Source organism: Asticcacaulis sp. (genome assembly GCF_051956075.1).
GTDB lineage: Bacteria > Pseudomonadota > Alphaproteobacteria > Caulobacterales > Caulobacteraceae > Asticcacaulis.
Map to the genome: position 1 here is coordinate 13626 of NZ_JBQCGA010000006.1, position 18579 is coordinate 32204.

Genomic DNA, 18579 nt, shown 5'->3' on the forward strand with positions numbered 1-18579 from the left:
CCTAATAAACATTATGGGAAAATAGTCTCTGGCTATTTAACACCATCGCCGCCCGGTTCAGCGCTGAACTAGCCGTCTATGGCTAAGCCTTTGCGGCCTTTTTCGCTAAGCAGGCCGCCGTAGACCACCTTGCGATAAGGCTTAATGTCCGGCCCGTGCGCGGCGCCGACCGAGCCGCGCGAGTCCGAAGACGCCCGCCGCTCCCGGCGCTCAACACTGCGCGGCGTCTCTGCTTGCTTTCGCACCGCGATGTTGCGTCGCAGCAACAATATTATTTTGGGAAAGTCATTGTTTTTCAAATACTAATAGCTTTCGCATTTCTGTAGCGCTTCTGACATGCAACCGTCAGCGTTTCATCTCTGATCCGTCATGAAGCTTCGGTATGAGCGCACCTCCAGGGGGCCGCTTCCGGCCTCAGAGGAATGTGACATGAAATTCACGCTTATCCATACCGTTGCCGCCGCCGCGCTTCTCGCCGCCAGCGGCGCTTATGCTCAGGCCGCCAGTCCCGCCGCCGCCACGGATACGACGGAAGTCGTGGTCTATGGCCACGGCCAGAGCCGCCAGACTGAAACCGTCAAGGCGCAGGACATCACCCTGAGCGCGCCCGGCACCAGCCCGTTGAAAGTGGTCAACAAGCTGCCAGGCGTGAACTTTCAGTCCGCCGATCCGTTCGGCGCCTACGAATGGTCGGCCTATATGACCATTCGCGGCTTCAGCCAGAACCAGATGGGCTTTACGCTGGACGGCGTCACCCTGGGCGATATGTCCTACGGCAACTATAACGGCCTGCATATTTCTCGCGCCATCATTAACGAAGACGTCGCGCGCACCGAACTGGCGCAGGGCGCCGGCGCGCTCGAAACGGCCTCGTCCTCGAACCTCGGCGGCACGCTGGTCTTCACCTCGCGCGATCCGTCGCATAAGATGGGCGCAGAACTGTCCGGCACGCTGGGTCAGGACAGCATGCATCGCCTTTATGGCCGCTTTGAAACCGGCGCCATCGACGCGCTCGGCGGCCTGCGCGGTTATGTCTCGCTGGTCGATCAGAAGACCGACAAGTGGAAGGGCTATGGCGAGCAGCGCGCCAAACAGGCCGACACCAAGTGGGTGCTGCCGACCGGCGATACCGGCGAGATTACGGCCTTCGTCAATCACTCCGAACGCCGCGAGCAGGACTATCAGGATCTGTCGCTCAGCATGATCGACCGTCTGGGGCGCAAGTTCGACAACTTCCAGCCCGACTGGGCGCTGGCCAACCAGGTCGCCAAGGCCTATCAGACCTCGGTGATCGCCTCGGCCATGAGCGGAACGAGCGTCGCGCCCGTATATCCGGCGCCGATCGAGACCGTGGACGACGCCTATTATTACGGCGCCGGCGTGCGCAACGATACGCTGTCGGCCATCTCAACCGAACAGCATCTGGGCGACGTCGTCACCTTCACGGGCGAGATCTATCACCACGACAATAAGGGCCAGGGCTTGTGGACCACGCCCTATCTGCCCTCGCCAGGCAATGCCGATATGGCGGCCTTCGCCCCGGCGCTTTATAATCCGGCCAGCACGGATGACGCCTACATCTCGATCCGCACAACCGAGTACAAGATCAATCGCACGGGCATGACCTTCGGCTTGAAATTCGACCTGGGCGCGCATCAGGTCTCCGCCGGCGGCTGGTACGAAGACAATAATTTCAATCAGGCGCGCCGTTTCTACGGCGAGAGCCTCGCCGCCACCCACCGCGACTCGCTCGGTTTCCAGTCGGATCCCTTCTACACCCAGTGGGAATACGCCTTTAACACCAAGACGACCAATCTCTACGTGCAGGACGTCTGGTCGCTGACCCCCGCCTTCAAGCTGAACTACGGCTTCAAGTCGCTGGAGGTCATCAACCGCGTCCACACCCTTGTCGGCAATCCGATGGAAGCGCGCCTGTCATCGCGCGACAAGTTCCTGCCTCAGGTCGGCGCGGTCTATACGCTGAACCGCGGCAACGAACTGTTCGCCTCCTATTCCGAAAACATGGACGCCTACGTCTCCGCCGCCACCGCCGGTCCGTTCGCAGCCCAGTCACAGAACGTCGTGGACTACATCAAGGACCACCTGAAGCCGGAAAGCTCCAAGACGATCGAAGGCGGCTGGCGCTTCCGCATGGATCGCCTGCAAGGCGTCGCGGCCCTGTACCATGTCGATTTCAAGAACCGCATCCTGGCCATTCAGCAGGGTCCGGCTATTCTCGGCAACACCCCGGTGCTGTCGAACGTCGGCTCGGTCCAGACCAACGGCCTGGAACTGGCGGCCACATACCGCATAACGCCGGAATGGAAGCTTTACGCCGCCTACAGCTACAACGACTCCAAATATAAGGATGACGTGGTCGACGCGACCGGCGCGGTTCTGGCCAACACTAAGAACAAGACCGTCGTCAACTCGCCGAAAAACATGGTCAAGACCGAGCTGTCCTATGACAATGGCGGCCTGTTCGCGACCTTGTCGGCCAATTATCTCGGCCCGCGCTACTACACCTACACCAATGTCGGCGGCAGGGTTAAGGCCTCGACCGTGGCCGATCTGAGCGCTGGCTATCACTTCAGCCAGGCCAAGATTGATCTGCAGCTCAACGTCACCAACCTGCTCGACGCCAACTATATCGGCACGATCGGCGAAGCCGGCTTCGTCAACAGCGATCCGAATAACACCGCGCAGACCGTCATGGTCGGCGCGCCGCGGCGGGTCTTCTTGACCGTGCGCAAGAGCTTCTGACTTTCACCGTCCCAGTAAACTTGAGGCTGGCCGCGTGTTCTGCGGCCAGCCTTCCCTTCTTTTCAGATTTACGCCATGCTCAGCCGCCGCGTCTTCCTCACATCAGGCCTCGCCATGCCGTTCGCCGCGCACGCCGCCGCCCCTTCGCAGCCTCCGCTGATCATCGGCCACAGGGGCGCGCCTGGCCATCTGCCCGAGCACACCCTGCCCGGCTATGAGCTGGCCATTCGCTACGGCGCCGATTTCATCGAGCCCGATGTGGTTGCGACCAAGGATGGCCACCTGGTCGTGCGCCACGACGCCTACATGTCCGCCACGACAGATGTCGTCTCGCGGCCAGAATTCGCCGACCGCAAGCGCACGCGTCTGCTCGACGGCATACCGACCGACGACTTCTTCGTCTGCGACTTCACCCTGGCCGAGATCAAGACCTTACGCGCGCGCCAGGCCTTCGCCGACCGCGACCACAGCCATGACGGTCTTTATGAGATCGTCACCCTGCAACAGGTGATCGACCTGGCGCAGGCCGCCTCCAAAACCAGCGGTCGCATGATCGGCGTCTACCCCGAGATCAAGCATTCAAGCTTTCACGCAAGCCTTGGCCTGCCGATCGAGGACAGGCTGCTCGACACGCTCCAGCGCGCAGGGCTGACGCGGCGCGCATCGCCCGTTATCATCCAGTCCTTTGAGCAGGCCAATCTGAAAAGCCTGCGCCGCAAGACAGATGTGCGCCTGATGCAACTGATCAGCGGCTCGGACACGGATCCGCGCACTGGCGGCATGATCCTGAACCCGCCCGATGACAAACCCTATGACTGGACGCTGGCGGGCCGCACCGGAACCTATGCCGACCTGTTGACGCCGGACGGCGTGCGCGAGGTCGCGACCTATGCCGACGTGCTGGCGCCGTGGAAGGCGTGGCTGCTCAGCTTCGCCGGGCAATCCCCAGTGCGGCGGCCCGACATTATCGCCAACGCCCACGCCGCAGGCCTCAAGGTGCATAGCTGGACCATGCGCGACGACCGCCTGCCCGCCTATTACCAAGGCGACACGATCGCCGAATATCTCGACCTGTTCGGCATGGGCGTCGATGGCCTGTTCACTGATTTCGCCGACACAGGCGTCAAGGCGCGCGACGCCTTCCTCGCCGCCAAAGGAGCCGCCCTATGACCGTTGATCGCCGCAGCCTGTTCAAAGGCCTGGCCGCCGCCTTCGCCCTGCACCCCGCTATCGCCCGCGCGCTGGAGATTCCGGCGCGTGTGAAGACCGGCACGCTGATGGATGTCGAACACATCGTCATCCTGACCCAGGAAAATCGCAGCTTCGATCACTATTTCGGCTCACTAAACGGGGTGCGCGGCTTTGGCGACCGCTTCCCGATCCCGCTGCCTGACGCGCCCAACCGCAAGAGCAAAACGGTCTGGACCCAGCCGGACAAGTTCTCGGACGCGACGCTCCTGCCCTTCCACGTCGATACCCAGGCCAATTTCAAATATATGCGTCTGGAAGGCACGCCGCACACCTGGTCGGACGCGCAGGACGCCTGGAATGACGGGCGGCTCGACGCCTGGCCGAGGGCGAAATACAATCACTCCATGGGTTATTTCACGCGGACGGACATTCCGTTCCAGTACGCCTTGGCCGAAGCCTTCACCTTATGCGACGCCTATCACTGCGCCCTGCACGCCGGGACTGATCCCAATCGCCTGTTCATCTTCAGCGGCGCGAACGACCCTCAGGCCCTCGGACATGGACCGGTCGTCTACAACGCCTATGACAAGCTCAGTTCGGACGAGCACGGTCACGGCGGCTATACCTGGACCACATATCCTGAGCGTTTGCAGGCGGCGGGCGTCACCTGGCAGGTCTATCAAAAGATGGGCGACAATTACGACGACAATCCATTGGTCGGGTTCAGACTTTATCGCGAGGCCGACAAGGCGACGGATGGTCCATTGACCGAGATCGCCCGCCGCGCGATCCGTACGCGCGACCTCAATCTGCTCAAGGCCGACGTTCTGGCGGACAAGCTGCCGCAGGTGTCGTGGGTCGTGGCCCCGGACGTTTATTCCGAGCATCCGATGCCCTCCAGCCCGGCGCAGGGCGCGGACTACACAGCGCGCGTACTGGACGCTCTGACCGCTAATCCTGAGGTCTGGGCGAAAACAGTCTTTCTGATCAATTTCGATGAAAATGACGGTCTGTTCGACCACGTTCCGCCCCCCGCCCCGCCTTCGCAGGAAGGCGGCGTGACGCGCGGCGATTCCCAGGTCGATACGACGGGTGAATATTATGTCCACGGCAAGACGGACGACCATTATGGCCGCGCCTTCGGGCTCGGACCGCGCGTGCCGCTCTATGTCGTCTCACCGTGGAGCAAGGGCGGCTTCGTCGCCTCGGAGACCTTCGACCACACCAGCGTGATCCGCTTCATCGAGGCGCGCTTCGGCGTGCATGAGCCCAATATCTCCGGCTGGCGGCGCGCGGTGTGCGGCGACCTGACGTCTTGCTTCAACTTCGCCGACCCGGACGGCTCCTTTCCGGCCCTGCCCGCGACCGCGGACGCCAGCCGCCGCGCCGATAAGCTGTTCGGTCGCTCCGTACCGCCCCTGCCCCGGCCCGCCGTCGCACCTGTGCAGGAAGAAGGTCTGCGCCCACGCCGCGCCACGCCCTATCGCCTGGGCCTCAGCCTTTTGCCGCGCGCAGGTGGAATCGGACTCAGCTTCCATAATGCCAGCCGCGAGCGCGCCGCCGTCTTTCATCTTTACGACCGCAACGACCTGAAAACCGCCCCGCGCCGCTATACGGTCGCGGCGGGCCAAAGCCTCGACGCCGAGATCGCAGGCGACGCGCCGGACCTGTGGATTCTGGGGCCGAACGGCTTTCACCGCCACCTGGTCGGCCCGGCCATGATCAGCGCCGACCTGTCCGAGGACGGCCTGCGCCTCGACAATCTGAGCGCAGCAAGCGCTACGGTCAGTGTAGAAGACGGCGCCTATGGCGCGCCGCTACAGACGCTTGACCTGGGGCCGAACGAATCGCGCGTCCTGCCGTTCGACCTCTGCGCCAGCCATAACTGGTACGACCTGATCGTGCGCTGCGGCGCCAGCCTTGTGCGTCTGGCCGGCCATGTAGAGACCGGCGCGCCCTCGCTCTCCGATCCCGCCGCCCATGGCGCCGCGCGCCTGGATCAGCCCTCCCTGACCTAGCGTTTTCCCCAAAAAAAGGCTCTTCCTGGATAAGAAAGAACGACGAAACAAAAACGTAGAGGGCCGATAATCAACGACAGCGCCCTGGCGTCGCGCCGCAAACGGCGTCTGGAGGATCCCTGAAGCTCTGAGCGGGGCCGTTGATCCATCATCCGAACGCAAGAATTACCGTCGGGCGGCCTTGACACAAATTTTGCCCAAAGCCATCTCATCGTTTTTTTCGATGGAGGTCACATGACAACGATGACAACAGAAAAAGCCAAGGAAGAGCACGCCTTTGCAGCCGATGTCAGCCGACTGCTCCACATGATGGTCCATTCGGTCTATTCCGACCGCGATGTCTTCTTGCGCGAACTCATCTCCAACGCCGCCGACGCCTGTGAAAAGCTGCGCTATGAGGCGATATCCAGACCTGAGCTTGCCCCGGCCGGCGCCAAGGGCCAGATCCTGATCACCCTTGACGAATCCAATCGGCGGCTGTGCATCGAATACAATGGCGTCGTTATGACGAATGATGAAATGATCGACGCCCTGGGCACGATCGCCACGTCCGGTACGCGCGCCTTCCTTGAACGACTGGAATCCGCCAAAAGCGACGGCAAGGCCGAACTGATCGGCCAGTTCGGGATTGGCTTTTATTCCGCCTTCATGGTCGCCGATCGCGTCGATGTGACCTCCCGCGCCGCAGGCCAGGCGGAAGCCTGGACATGGTCTTCAGACGGCAAAGGCAGCTACACCGTAGAACCTGCGACTGAAGCAGACACGCCCGCCAGAGGAACCTGCGTGCGCCTCCACCTTATGGAGGACGCCCAGACCTTTACGTCAAAATGGACGATAGAGCGCATCATCCGCGAGCAATCCGGGCATGTGCCGGTACCGGTCTCGCTAAAGGAGACGCCTGAGGCAGAGCCGGTCGAGGTGACGGACGGCGGGGCGCTCTGGTCCAGACCCAAATCGGGCATCTCCGAGGCGGAATACAAGGATTTCTACCAGAGCGTTTCAGGCCAGTTCGATGAGCCGCTGCTCAATGTCCATTTCCGCGCCGAAGGACTGCACGATTACACGGCGCTCGCCTTCGTGCCGAGCCGCCAACCCTTTGACCTCTTTGATCCTGAGCGACACGGGCGCATGAAGCTCTATGCTCGCCGCGTCTTCATTACCGATGACGCCGATCTTCTCCCGCGCTATCTTAGGTTCGTCCGCGGGATCGTGGATACAGCCGATCTGCCGCTGAACATCTCACGTGAAATGATCCAGCAAAGTCCCGTCCTCAACGCGATCAAAAAGGGCGTTTGCGGCCGCATTCTCGCCGCGATCGAAAAACTGCCAGAGACGGATCCGGACGCGTTCGCCAAGCTATGGGAGCAGTTCGGCGCCGTCATCAAGGAAGGCATTTACGAGGATTCCGAACGCCGGACCCAATTGCTTAAGCTGTCGAGATTTGTCTCGACAGCCTCCCTGGACGGAGGGCGCGCGCTATCTGACTATGTCGCGGACATGAAGGAAGGGCAGACTGACATCTTCTACATCGCCGGGACGAATTTAGAGCAGCTCAAAGCGTCGCCCCATCTGGAGGGCTTTAAGGCAAAGGGCATTGAAGTCCTCTTGTTGACGGACCACGTCGATAGTTTCTGGCCAACGAGCGCCCCTGAATTTGAGGGCAAGCCGTTCAAGTCCGTCACGCAAGGGCAAGCCGACCTCGACAAGTTTTCAGACGCAGAAGCGGCGCAAAGCGATAAGGCCGAGCTTTCAGGCGATGTCGCGGCCTTCATCGACTATCTGGCGGAGACGCTGAAGGAGCAAGTGGCTTCGGTTCGATCCTCGTCACGGCTGAAGGAAAGCGCCGTCTGTCTTGTCGCGAGCGATCAGGGGCCGGATCGGCAGCTGGAAAAGCTTCTGCAAGGATCGGGTCGGTTGAAGACAACGACAAAGCCTGTGCTTGAGATCAATCCCACCCACAGTCTTATCAAGCGACTTGCGGACATGAAGGCGACGGACCAACGCTCAGATGCCGCCTGGCTGCTCCTGGACCAGGCGCTTGTTCTTGAGGGCGAGAAACCCGTGGATCCGCGAGCCTTTGTCGAAAGGTTGGGAAGGCTCTTTGAGCGCGCGACCCCGGCATAACCGTCAGTCGTTTCGATCTAAGGGCGTGATCGGCCACACGCCCATCATCCTGCTTCAGAGGCGGCGGCCCTGTCAGACGACATTGACCGTCGCCTACTCAAATCATGCCAGCCTTAGGCGATTGTAAACCTGACCGACTTTGCAGGAACCTGGGGCCCGCGCCGTCCTGGAAAGCCAAAGCGCTGCTCAGGGTCGTTCTGGACGACTGATCCAGATCCGGGGCGATGGCGTAAATCTCTGGTACATGGAGGGCCTGATGGCGGACGACAAATCAGAAGGGTTCGCCCTCACCTCAGATAAGATCCGAGAGAGACTTCGCGCGCATGGTCGGCGATTTTTCGCCAATGACAACATCCATGACGTCATCGAACCCGGCGAGCTTAAATCTCTCGAAGACGAAGTCGCCGATAAGCTCAAAGGCGTTTTTGACAGCCTGGTCATCGATACGGCGCATGACCACAACACGCAAGACTCCGCCAGACGTGTCGCCAGAATGTACCTGAACGAGGTCTTCGCCGGTCGATACCAGCCGCCGCCCGACGTCACCGAATTTCCGAACATCTCGCATCTTAATGAACTGATGATCGTCGGTCCGATCACGGTGCGCAGCGCCTGCAGCCACCATCTGTGCCCGATCATGGGGAGAATCTGGGTCGGCGTCATGCCGAATGAACATTCCAACCTGATCGGTCTGTCCAAATATGCACGCATCGCGGAATGGATCATGAGCCGTCCGCAAATTCAGGAAGAGGCGATCACCCAGATGGCCGCCTACCTCGTCGACCGCGTCAAGCCTGACGGCGTCGCCATCGTAATGGAGGCGGACCATTTCTGCATGCATTGGCGCGGCGTCCGCGATAATGGCTCCAAAATGGTCAACAGCGTCATGCGCGGCGCCTTTTTAAAGAATGCTGATCTTCGCAGGGAGTTTCTCGCCCTGGTCAATCTGAAGGACTAAGCGACATGCTCGTGCGATGCCTCTACGCAAGCCGCGTCATTTCAGATGTCAATGACGCCCTCCTGAGCGACATCCTCACCCAGTCACGGCGCAATAATATCGCCGCCGGCGTCACCGGTCTCCTCTGCTTCACCTCGGACGTCTTCGTGCAGGTTCTGGAGGGAGGACGGACAGAGGTGTCAAAGCTTCTTGCGCGCATCATGGCCGATGAGCGGCACAAGGACGTCACCTTACTGCTTTACGAGGAAGTCTCCGAACGCGCCTTCAACGGATGGACCATGGGCAAGGTCAATCTCGCCGCGCTCAATCCGGGACTCGTCCTTAAATATTCGGTTCATTCAAAACTGGATCCGTTTTCAGGTTCCGGCGCGCCGATTATGGCGATGCTGATGGAGCTCGTCGCGACGGGCGCGATCGGCGCATGAGCCCATCCGGCCTGACAAAGCCGAATCTGATCTGTCTCAGCGTCGTAGCTTCTGGCGCAAGCCTTTAAGGCGCGATGACAGATGACGCCCTTGCCCTGGGCGTTATCGCCTGCTCAGGATCATCAACGCAGCGCTTCCAGAAACGCTACAGCCAGACCGAGACATCGTCTCCGCGCCCATTGTACAGTTCAATGGCCACGAAAGGAAGGATCGGGCCGCGAAGCGAGGCTTCGAGCAGATGGCGCGTGATCTGACAAGCTAAGATCGCGTGTAAACCCCAGCACATGAGCCGCCTTTGTCGTCACCCGGCCTGCGACAGGGCGACAACGAGACCGATAAGGCCGGCGCCTGCGAGAGGAGCGATCGTAAAGAGAATAAGGAAAAGGATGATCGCGAACATCATCCAGCCTTCCTGCCTCTTCGAAAGTCGCCTGACCGCTTTGGGTTTTGGTCTCCAGGGCGGCGGAGGCGGCCACTCGGCGTCAAAGTCAACATACATGTTCGCACCTTTTATGCGATGATACGCATGTCCCGCCGTCCCGGTTCGTCGCGCGCCGCAAAACCAGGCGACGGCCAACGACGTAAAACGCCCAGAGCGCCGGGAGGTTTGGTTTCTATGTTCAACGATTTCGCAAACCTGTGGACGCCCCTGTGTCAGAGCCAGGATATCCGGGCCGGAGCGGCCTACCCTTTTGTCGTCGCCGGACAACGGGTCGTGGTGTTCCGCGACGAATCTGGCAAGGCGTCGGCCCTGATCGACCGCTGCCCGCACCGCGGCGTCGCCCTGTCGCTGGGCAAGGTGCGCGACGGCGTCATCGAATGTCCGTTCCACGGTTGGCGGTTCCACGGCGATGGCCGCAACTGTTACGTGCCCTGGAATTTAGATGCGCGGCGCGACAAGCTAGGCGCGCTGGCCCTGCCCGCCGCCGAGGCTGGCGGACTGGTCTGGCTCTATACCGGCTTCTCGCCCAGCCAGGATCCTGAGGCGGGCGAGACCCTGCTACGACGCGATCTTCGCGTGACCGGCCAGCACATGATCTGGAATGTCCACTGGACGCGGGTGATGGAAAACATGCTGGACACGCCACACCTGCCGTTTGTGCATCAACGTACAATCGGCCGGGCGCTGAAACATCAGCTCGGTCGAGACATGACCATGGTCTGGACGCCCGAGTCCTATGGGGGGCGTATCTATAGCCAGATAGATGGTGAGCCGCGCGGGGCCGGGCTGATTTACCGCTTTCCCAATATCATGGAGTTGATCATCGATCCCCCCGGAAAATGCCTCAGGCTCATGGCGGTCTGTACGCCAGAAGCCGCCGGCAAAACACGTCTGAGCATCTACACCCTGCGCAGCTTCGCGCGCCTGCCTGTTCTTGACCCGGTCTTTCGTCGCCTGAACACGCGCATTGCCCTGGAAGACAAGGCGATCGTCGAGTCATCGCTTCCGTCCGAGGCGCCGCCGGCCCATGAGGAGCGCTCTGTTCGCACCGATCGACCAACCCTCGCCTTCAGGAAGATCTGGTTTGATCGGCTCAAGGGATCAAGCGCGCCGCTGAGCGCCGCTGCTGTCCTAGACGACTGAGCGCGCCAATGGGCGCGATTTGGAACTTCAGGTGAACCGGCGAAGTTATTTTGACGTAACCTAAGTTATGAGCACAAAGAGGATGACGTCAGACGACAGCCGCGCCCCAAGGCCGAGGCGCGAACACAGGGTCAGCATGGCGCTTCTGGCCCTGGTCGTGGTCTTTTCTGCGAGCGCGATCGGAAGTCTGGCGACCTTTGCGAATATTCCGACATGGTATGCGCATCTCGCCAAACCAGGCTTTACGCCGCCGAACTGGTTGTTCGGGCCGGTCTGGACGCTACTCTATCTCCTTATGGCGCTCGCCTTCTGGCGCGTCCTGACCCTGGCTGCGCCCCTAAAGGGCAAACCGATCGCCATTGGCGTGTTTATCGTCCAGATCATGCTGAACGCGCTTTGGTCCATAGCCTTTTTTGGCCTGCATTCCCCACTTCTAGGCCTGATGGTCATCGGCGTGCTTTTAATCGCCATTATCGCGACCATAGCGGCTTTTTACCCTCTGGATCGAGCCGCAGCCTTTCTTATGACGCCTTATCTCGCCTGGGTGGCCTTTGCGTCCGCCCTGAATCTCGGCGTTTTTCTGCTCAACAGGTGACGACATGGCCCGCTTCCTGATTATCGCCGGATCAAGCGCCATTGGTCAGGCGACGAAGTCGCTTCTGAACCAGGCTGGCCACGAAACCTTCGTCACGGCGCGGACAGAAGACCGCATCACCCCTGACGCCATACTCGACGCCAGCGATTTTGACGCGGTCGACGCCCTGTTCCAGACCCATGGCCCCTTTGACGGGGTCGTGAACTGCGCTGGCTCCCTCCTTCTGAAGTCAGCGCACCAGACGTCCAAGGCGCAGTTTGACGCTGTCATATCAGCCTCCCTCACCACGGCCTTCGCAACCGTCCGGGCCGCCGGACGACATATGAATTCGGGCGGTTCCGTGGTCCTCGTCTCCTCTGCGGCCGCGCGCCTTGGCCTGCCAAACCACGAAGCCATCGCCGCCGCCAAGGCCGGGATCATTGGGCTTGTCCTGTCTGCAGCCGCCAGCTACGCGGCCAATAATCTGCGGATCAACGCCATTGCGCCCGGCCTGGTCGAGACGCCGCTGACGAAGGGTCTGCTTGCCAGCGACGCCGCGCGGCGCGTCTCGGAATCCATGCACCCGCTCGGCAGGGTCGGAACGCCGCAGGACGCCGCCAGAGCCATCGTCTTCCTGCTCGATCCGGACAATGCCTGGATCACGGGCCAGGTGCTCGGCGTCGATGGCGGGCTTGGCGTTGTCCGCCCTAAGATGAAGGTCTGAATTTAGCTTTATCCAACAGGTCGCTAACCCGGAGACGTGAGGCTCTGGTCGGGCATCGTCTTCATATCAATGGTGCGTCACAAATGGGCGCGCCGCTCTGACGATCGTGTGCGCAACCACCCGCGGCGAACCCGGCGCCTGAATCGCAAAAGCCTCTCGTTTAAAGACTCTCCATCGCCGGCACGGTTCTGGCGAAACGAGATATTTAAACCAGCATCTGCGCCGCCGTCGTTCAGCAAACCGCCGCGAAGCTAACAACGCTGTTGGAGAGGTTCAGGCGCTTAAAGAACAGACCGCCCAGCTCAAAACGAGCGCGCCTGATCTTCTGACCTCCGCGCTCGCGGCTTAAAGGGCTGCGGCTAGACGAGATTGCCAGGCGCTTGACCCAGAAGCCCTCTTCCGGGCCGTCTCGGGTTCGTTCTATTTTTTAGAACATGACCATGTGATCTTTGTATTTTATAAAAATCAGTCGCCCGCCTATGAAGCGGATATAGGAGGGCGCTATGCATGTAATCGAAGTTAAAAATATTATCATTCCTCTATTTGCATTCCCAATATTTGGAAATTTAATTCTATGGGCAATCGCAAAAATAGGACCATCATATAAGAATTATTCTTTATTACATCGTATATTCAGAACAGCACTTGTGCTGTCATCTTGCGCGTTCGCTTATTTGTCCTTCTCAGGCGCGGGCCTTCATGCCTGTGGTTTTATCGTCAATCCCGTCACAAGCGCTCTCAGCGCCCTGACCTGTCTCGTCGGCGCTTCGGTCTTACGCTTCAGTGTGCGTTACCTGCAGGCTGATCCAAAGCTGCCGCATTTTATGTCGGATCTGCACCTGACGCTGGCGGCGATATCGACCTTTATGATCGCTGACAATATCTGGCTCTTTGTTGCGGCCTGGGTGCTGATATCGCTCACCTTACACCGACTTTTATTGTTCTACCCGGAACGTCCCGGCGCGAAGGCGGCGGCGAGCAAGAAATTTTTCCTGGCTCGTGCAAGCGATGTGTGTCTGATCGGCGCATGTGTCATCTGGGCCTTCGTCCTGAAGATCGGCGCCTTTTCGGATCTTGGAGGCCTCGCAACGCCTGCACAAGACGGCGCCTTCAACTGGAGCCTGGCGAGCGCGTTACTGATTATAGCCGCTGCGGTTCTGAAATCCGCTCAGTTTCCTGTCCACGGCTGGCTGGTCGAGGTGATGGAGACGCCAACCCCCGTCTCCGCCTTGCTCCATGCCGGCGTCGTCAATGCCGGCGGCGTGCTCCTGATCCGCGCTGCGCCTCTGTTCTCGCACAATCCATCGCCGCTTATGCTTCTGGGCTGCTTCGCTCTCCTCTCAATGATCATGGGCACGCTCGCCATCGCCGCCCAAACCAGCGTCAAAGCGCGTCTGGCCTGGTCCACGGTCGCTCAAATGGGCTTCATGCTGTTACAGTGCGCGATTGGCGCTTTCGCTGCAGCCTTGTTTCACATCATCGTCCACGCCCTCTATAAGGCGCAGGCCTTTCTGAGCGCTGGCGAGGCGTCGCCGGACCTTACGGAAGATGCGAGGCCTGAGGGCTCGGTCTGGCCATCCGTCGCGCTCATCTTAGCCTGTGGCGCCGCCATCGCTATCTTTGCGCCCTCGCCCGACCTCGCCCTCTCCGGCTGCGCGCTTCTGGCCGCGATATCTCAAATGTCAGCGCGCCGCCCGATGGCGTCCCTGGCCGCAGGCGTCTTTCTGGTCTCTCTGATCGGCTTCAATCATCTGATCTGGAGGATCGGTATCTCAATGCCGGACCTGCGCCCGCATAACGGCGTCTTAGACCGGCTGTTTTCTCTGGGCCTCGTTCTTCTCGCCCTGGTTCAACGCGCCCTTAGCGCGCCTTCTCTGGCCCCTATCCAGAAGGCCCTGAAGGTGCATGCGCGCAACGGGTTTTACATCAACGCCGTCCTCAATCGGAGCCTGAGCCTATGAACGCCCTGAGCAAAGGCTTTCTCACCGTGGCGACGCCCGCTGCGGCCCTTCGGACCGCGCTGGAAAAAGTCGCGCCGCAATGGCCCCTGAAGAGTTTCGTCGCCGTCAATCCATTCCTGGGTTACGCCGATATGGACATCACGACGGCGGCGAGGCGTCTTGCGCTGACCCATAGGGCGACGATCCTCCCCCAGAATGCGCCAGGCGTCACCATCGACACGCTCGCCGGCCTGTTTGGACGCCGGATGGGATTTGACGGCGAGGCCTTAGCGACGGACGCGGTGTCAAAATGGGCGGCGAGCTATTTTGACCTGCGTCGGTCGATCAAAGATGAGGCGTTCGCCTCGCGTGACCCCTTCTGTGACTGGCGAGAGGACGCTTTAATTGACGTCACCCCCGAAATCTGGGGCGCGCGCCGGTTTCGGGAAGACGTAAAAAATCTTCCGAGCTCCGCCGCGCGCGCCGCCCAGGCGCTGCTTGATGAACTTGATCTGCCTGAAGACAGCCAGTCGCTCTACCTTGACAGGCTCGTCGGCTCCATTCCAGGCTGGACGGCCTATGCCCGGCATTTCGACTGGACGAGGGCAAGAGACGGCGAAGACGGCGCCGTCGCGCTAGGCGTCCTGGCGGTTCGCCTCGCCTACGACGTGTTGCTCGGCAGGCGACTGGACAACGCCGCCCTCGAGGCCTTCAACTCGCAGCTCTGCGACGGGATTCTCGCCTTGGACGTTCAAAGGGCGCCTGACGCGGATTTAGGCGGCGTCGAGGCGAGCGAGGCCAGCTTCGTCGCCAGGACGATCGCCAGCCTTAAGACCTCGCCTAAGCCCGCCGCCAGCCCCCTGATCCAGGCCGTCTTCTGCATCGACGTTCGTTCTGAACGCATGCGCCGACATCTTGAACTCGCCTCATCGCAGCTCCAGACACATGGCTTCGCCGGTTTCTTTGGTCTGCCCGTGGCGATCGAGCGGGATGGGACGAAGCAACCGTCATGCCCGCCTTTATTGCGGCCAGCCTTTGTCTGCGAGGCTGTCGCGCCCGCCCCCCATTTCGCATCAAGGCTCAGCCTCGCCCTGCAGAGCCTGAAGGCCCGCGGCAGCGCCGCCTTTGCCTATGTCGAGGCCCTCGGCGCAACAGCCCTCGCCCCGATGATAGGCCAGGCGCTTGGCTTGCCGCCGACAGCCAAGAGACCCGCGCCGCTCGCCATGGCGCCGTTGGAGGATTATGAGGAGGTCCTGTCGCAGTGCGCCGCCGGATTCCTGAAAGCGTCCGGTCTTGGCGACAGGCTCGCCCCGCGCGTGCTTTTGCTGGGTCACGAGGCGCACTCCGCGAACAATCCCCATGCCGCCGGCCTGCAATGCGGCGCCTGCGGCGGCCGCAGCGGGGCGGATAATGCGCAGGTGATGGCCCAGACGCTCAACCATCCTGGCGTGCGCGCGCGCCTGGCGGCCTCGCATGGACTTGTCATCCCTGACGAAACCCTCTTCGTCGCAGGCGTCCATAACACGACGACGGATGAGATCACCCTTTATGACGCCGCCGCCGATGACGCGCTGAGAGACTTTCAAGCGGCGGCCGAACTGGCGGGTCAACGCACGCGTGCGGAACGCGCGCTGCTGCTTAATGAACGCGCCAGCCTGGCCGCAATGCGGCGGCGTGGGCGCGATCCCTCCCAGACCCTGCCCGAATGGGGCCTGGCGGGATGCGCCTGCTTTATCGCCGCGCCCAGAGGCCTGACTCGCGAAAAGGATCTGGAGGGGCGCGTCTTCCTGCACGACTATGATCAGGCGTCCGATCCTGACGGCGCGGCGCTTGAGCAGATCCTGACCGCGCCGGTCATCGTCGCCAGTTGGATCAATCTGCAATATTTCGCCTCCAGTCAGGCGCCTAACGTCTTTGGCGCAGGCGACAAGGTCTTGCACAATATTGTGGGTCACGGCGCGGGCGTGATCGAAGGCAATGGCGGCGATCTCAGGCTTGGCCTGCCCTATCAGTCCGTGCATGACGCCTCAGGCCTGCGCTATCCCGCGCAGCGTTTGAGCGTGTTCATCGCCGCCTCCCAGGCTGCAATCGAGCGTGTGCTGCAAAAGCACAAGCCTCTGCGCGATCTGGTCGAAAATCGCTGGATACGGCTTTTCGCCCTGAGCGAAGGCGCTGACCTGCATCAGCGGACCCGGTCCGGATGGACCCGGTCTGAATGGGGCGAGGCCTCTAAATCCCGGTCCTGCGAACCTCTACAGACGCCGCCAGAGAACCGCCATGACGCTTGAGATCACCTTCGTCAGACCCGATGACTGGCATGTGCATCTGCGCCAGGGCGATGCGCTGGGCCAAGCTCTGCCGCACACGCTCAGAGATTTTGCGCGGGCGATCGTCATGCCCAACCTGTCGCCGCCTGTGACAAGCCTTGCCGATCTGACCCGATATCGCAGTGAGATCCTGGCGCGCCGTCCCGAAGGCTCAGACTTTGAGCCGCTTATGACGCTCTTTCTGACCGATATGACCGATCCCAAGACAGTCGAGACGGCCTTCACGCGTGGGCTGGCCGCCGCCTGCAAGCTCTATCCGGCGCATGCAACCACGAATTCAGGCTCAGGGGTAACCTCAGCTGCGCAAATCTATCCCGTCCTCGAGACCTTGCAAAGGCTGGGCATGCCTCTGCTCGTCCACGGCGAAGCCACCGACCCGTCGATCGACATCTTCGATCGCGAAGCTGTGTTCATTGATCGGACCCTTTTGCCTATGATGCGGGACTTCCCGGCGCTTAAAATCGTGTTCGAGCACATCACGACCGAAGAGGCGGCGCAACTGGTCTGCGCCAGCGACGGAAGGCTTGGGGCCACGGTCACGCCGCACCATCTGATGATCAATCGCAGCGACATGTTCAAAGGCGGTTTGCGACCGCACCTTTACTGCCTGCCGGTCGCCAAACGCGAACGCCATCGCCAGGCGCTGCGACGTTGCGTCACCTCGGGCGCGCCCTACTTTTTCCTGGGGACCGATTCAGCGCCTCACCCGCGGGCGGCCAAGGAATCGGCCTGCGGATGCGCGGGCGTTTTCAATGCGCCGACGGCGCTTGCCTGCTATCTCCAGGTCTTTGAGGAGATGGAGGCTCTTGATCGCTTTGAAGCCTTCGCCGCCTTCAATGGTCCCGACTTTTACGGGCTCGCGCGCAACAAGGCGCGGGTCGCCTGGGTGCGGAAGCCTCAGACGACGCCCGAGACGCTTGGCGATTTTGCCGTGTTTCGGGGCGGCGAACATCTGAACTGGCGCCGTAAAGCTGATGCTTAAAGGCGATAACACAGACCTTGATGACTATCTTGGCGCCCTGCAGGACGCCGTTGCGGTGCTGACGACCTCTCATCAAAAAGAGGACATCATCGCCCCTATTATGGCGCAGGCCTTCGGTCTGATCGTTGGCGTCACCTACGGCGTCGACACAGACAGATTTGGCGCCTTCAGCGGTGAGGTGGAGCGTTCGGGCACGGCGCTGGACGCGCTGCGACTGAAGATCGACGCCGGCTTTGACTATACGCCAAGGGCGCGCTTCGGACTGGCGAGCGAAGGCAGTTTCTCGCCGGATCGTCAGATCGGCGTGCTGGCGACCTATGAGGAAATCGTCATGTTCGTCGATCGCGAATGGGGCATTGAGGTCTGTGGCTACGATGTCGGCTTTCAGACCAATTACGCCAGTCTACGGGTGACGAGCCCGCGAGCGGCGTTCGAGTTCGCCCTGCGCTGCGGCTTTCCAGAGCACGCCATGATCGTCTCGGCGTCGCCAGAACATGCGCCTCGACCGGACCTTGCCGTCTTCAAAGGCCTGAAACGCCACGACGCGCTGGAGACTCGTGTCAGGGACGTTGTGAAGCGGTTCGGCGCCGCTTTCGTTCAGACCGATATGCGCGCCCATATGAATCCTACGCGTAGACTCGCGATCGCGCATGCGTGCGAGGATCTTGTCAGGCGTCTTCGCTCGCCATGCCCGCAATGCGGACACCCCGATTTTTCGATGCGCAGGGCCTTTGGCGGCCGCCCCTGCCAGATTTGCCGCTCAGAGACGCTTCTGCCGCGCTATCGACGCTACCAGTGTCTGAAGTGCGGCCATTATCGTCAGGACGAAGACGCCTGCCCCGCCGATCCGGCCCATTGCCCGGATTGCAATCCATGAGGCGGCGTGAGATGAGCGGTGGGAGGCTGAGGGTCGCCACAGCGCCCCATACCCGGATGGAGCGCCTATGTCACAGTTGAATTACAAGCAT

14 protein-coding genes are annotated in these 18579 nt (G+C 61.1%); 13 read left to right on the top strand and 1 reads right to left on the bottom strand.

Annotated features, from left to right (window positions below):
* Window positions 1–68: 68 nt before the first annotated feature.
* Window positions 69–299 (bottom strand): hypothetical protein, encoded by a 231-nt coding sequence (locus tag ACTHLA_RS01190; protein WP_440184390.1) that lies wholly within the window; start codon window positions 297–299, stop codon window positions 69–71.
* A gap of 130 nt (window positions 300–429) precedes the next feature.
* Between ACTHLA_RS01190 and ACTHLA_RS01195 the strand changes: the two genes are divergently transcribed.
* The 13 genes from ACTHLA_RS01195 (at window position 430) to ACTHLA_RS01255 (ending at window position 18488) form a co-directional block, all read left to right on the top strand.
* Window positions 430–2763, top strand: coding sequence for a TonB-dependent receptor (locus ACTHLA_RS01195; RefSeq protein ID WP_440184392.1), 2334 nt, complete (start codon window positions 430–432; stop codon window positions 2761–2763).
* Window positions 2764–2838: 75 nt separating this feature from the next.
* Window positions 2839–3933: a glycerophosphodiester phosphodiesterase gene (locus tag ACTHLA_RS01200; RefSeq protein ID WP_440184395.1), complete on the top strand. Its 1095-nt coding sequence runs from the start codon at window positions 2839–2841 to the stop codon at window positions 3931–3933.
* Window positions 3930–5972, top strand: coding sequence for a phosphocholine-specific phospholipase C (locus ACTHLA_RS01205; RefSeq protein WP_440184398.1), 2043 nt, complete (start codon window positions 3930–3932; stop codon window positions 5970–5972). Before ACTHLA_RS01200 ends, ACTHLA_RS01205 begins: the two co-directional genes overlap by 4 nt.
* A 234-nt stretch (window positions 5973–6206) precedes the next feature.
* The gene (htpG, locus tag ACTHLA_RS01210) at window positions 6207–8096 is read left to right on the top strand and encodes a molecular chaperone HtpG (protein ID WP_440184401.1); all 1890 of its coding nucleotides are present in this window, start codon (window positions 6207–6209) and stop codon (window positions 8094–8096) included.
* Between the two features lie 256 nt (window positions 8097–8352).
* Entirely contained in the window at window positions 8353–9054 is a 702-nt protein-coding gene (gene folE / locus ACTHLA_RS01215) for a GTP cyclohydrolase I (RefSeq protein WP_440184404.1), read from the top strand.
* Between the two features lie 5 nt (window positions 9055–9059).
* Complete coding sequence (locus ACTHLA_RS01220; protein ID WP_440184406.1) at window positions 9060–9479, top strand: BLUF domain-containing protein; 420 nt, start codon at window positions 9060–9062, stop codon at window positions 9477–9479.
* Between the two features lie 616 nt (window positions 9480–10095).
* A complete protein-coding gene (locus tag ACTHLA_RS01225) occupies window positions 10096–11064 on the top strand; it encodes a Rieske 2Fe-2S domain-containing protein (protein ID WP_440184409.1) in 969 nt (322 codons plus the stop codon).
* Window positions 11065–11146: 82 nt separating this feature from the next.
* On the top strand, window positions 11147–11659 hold the full coding sequence (locus ACTHLA_RS01230) for a TspO/MBR family protein (RefSeq protein WP_440184411.1): 513 nt from the start codon (window positions 11147–11149) through the stop codon (window positions 11657–11659).
* 4 nt (window positions 11660–11663) lie between these two features.
* Complete coding sequence (locus ACTHLA_RS01235; protein ID WP_440184414.1) at window positions 11664–12362, top strand: SDR family NAD(P)-dependent oxidoreductase; 699 nt, start codon at window positions 11664–11666, stop codon at window positions 12360–12362.
* Between the two features lie 503 nt (window positions 12363–12865).
* Window positions 12866–14323, top strand: a complete 1458-nt coding sequence (locus ACTHLA_RS01240) for a proton-conducting transporter transmembrane domain-containing protein (RefSeq protein ID WP_440184417.1) — start codon at window positions 12866–12868, stop codon at window positions 14321–14323.
* Entirely contained in the window at window positions 14320–16590 is a 2271-nt protein-coding gene (locus ACTHLA_RS01245) for a putative inorganic carbon transporter subunit DabA (protein ID WP_440184420.1), read from the top strand. The genes ACTHLA_RS01240 and ACTHLA_RS01245 overlap by 4 nt, the downstream gene beginning before the upstream one ends.
* Window positions 16580–17611: a dihydroorotase gene (pyrC, locus tag ACTHLA_RS01250; RefSeq protein WP_440184422.1), complete on the top strand. Its 1032-nt coding sequence runs from the start codon at window positions 16580–16582 to the stop codon at window positions 17609–17611. The genes ACTHLA_RS01245 and pyrC overlap by 11 nt, the downstream gene beginning before the upstream one ends.
* Complete coding sequence (locus tag ACTHLA_RS01255; RefSeq protein WP_440184425.1) at window positions 17604–18488, top strand: DUF6671 family protein; 885 nt, start codon at window positions 17604–17606, stop codon at window positions 18486–18488. Before pyrC ends, ACTHLA_RS01255 begins: the two co-directional genes overlap by 8 nt.
* Window positions 18489–18579 lie beyond the last annotated feature (91 nt).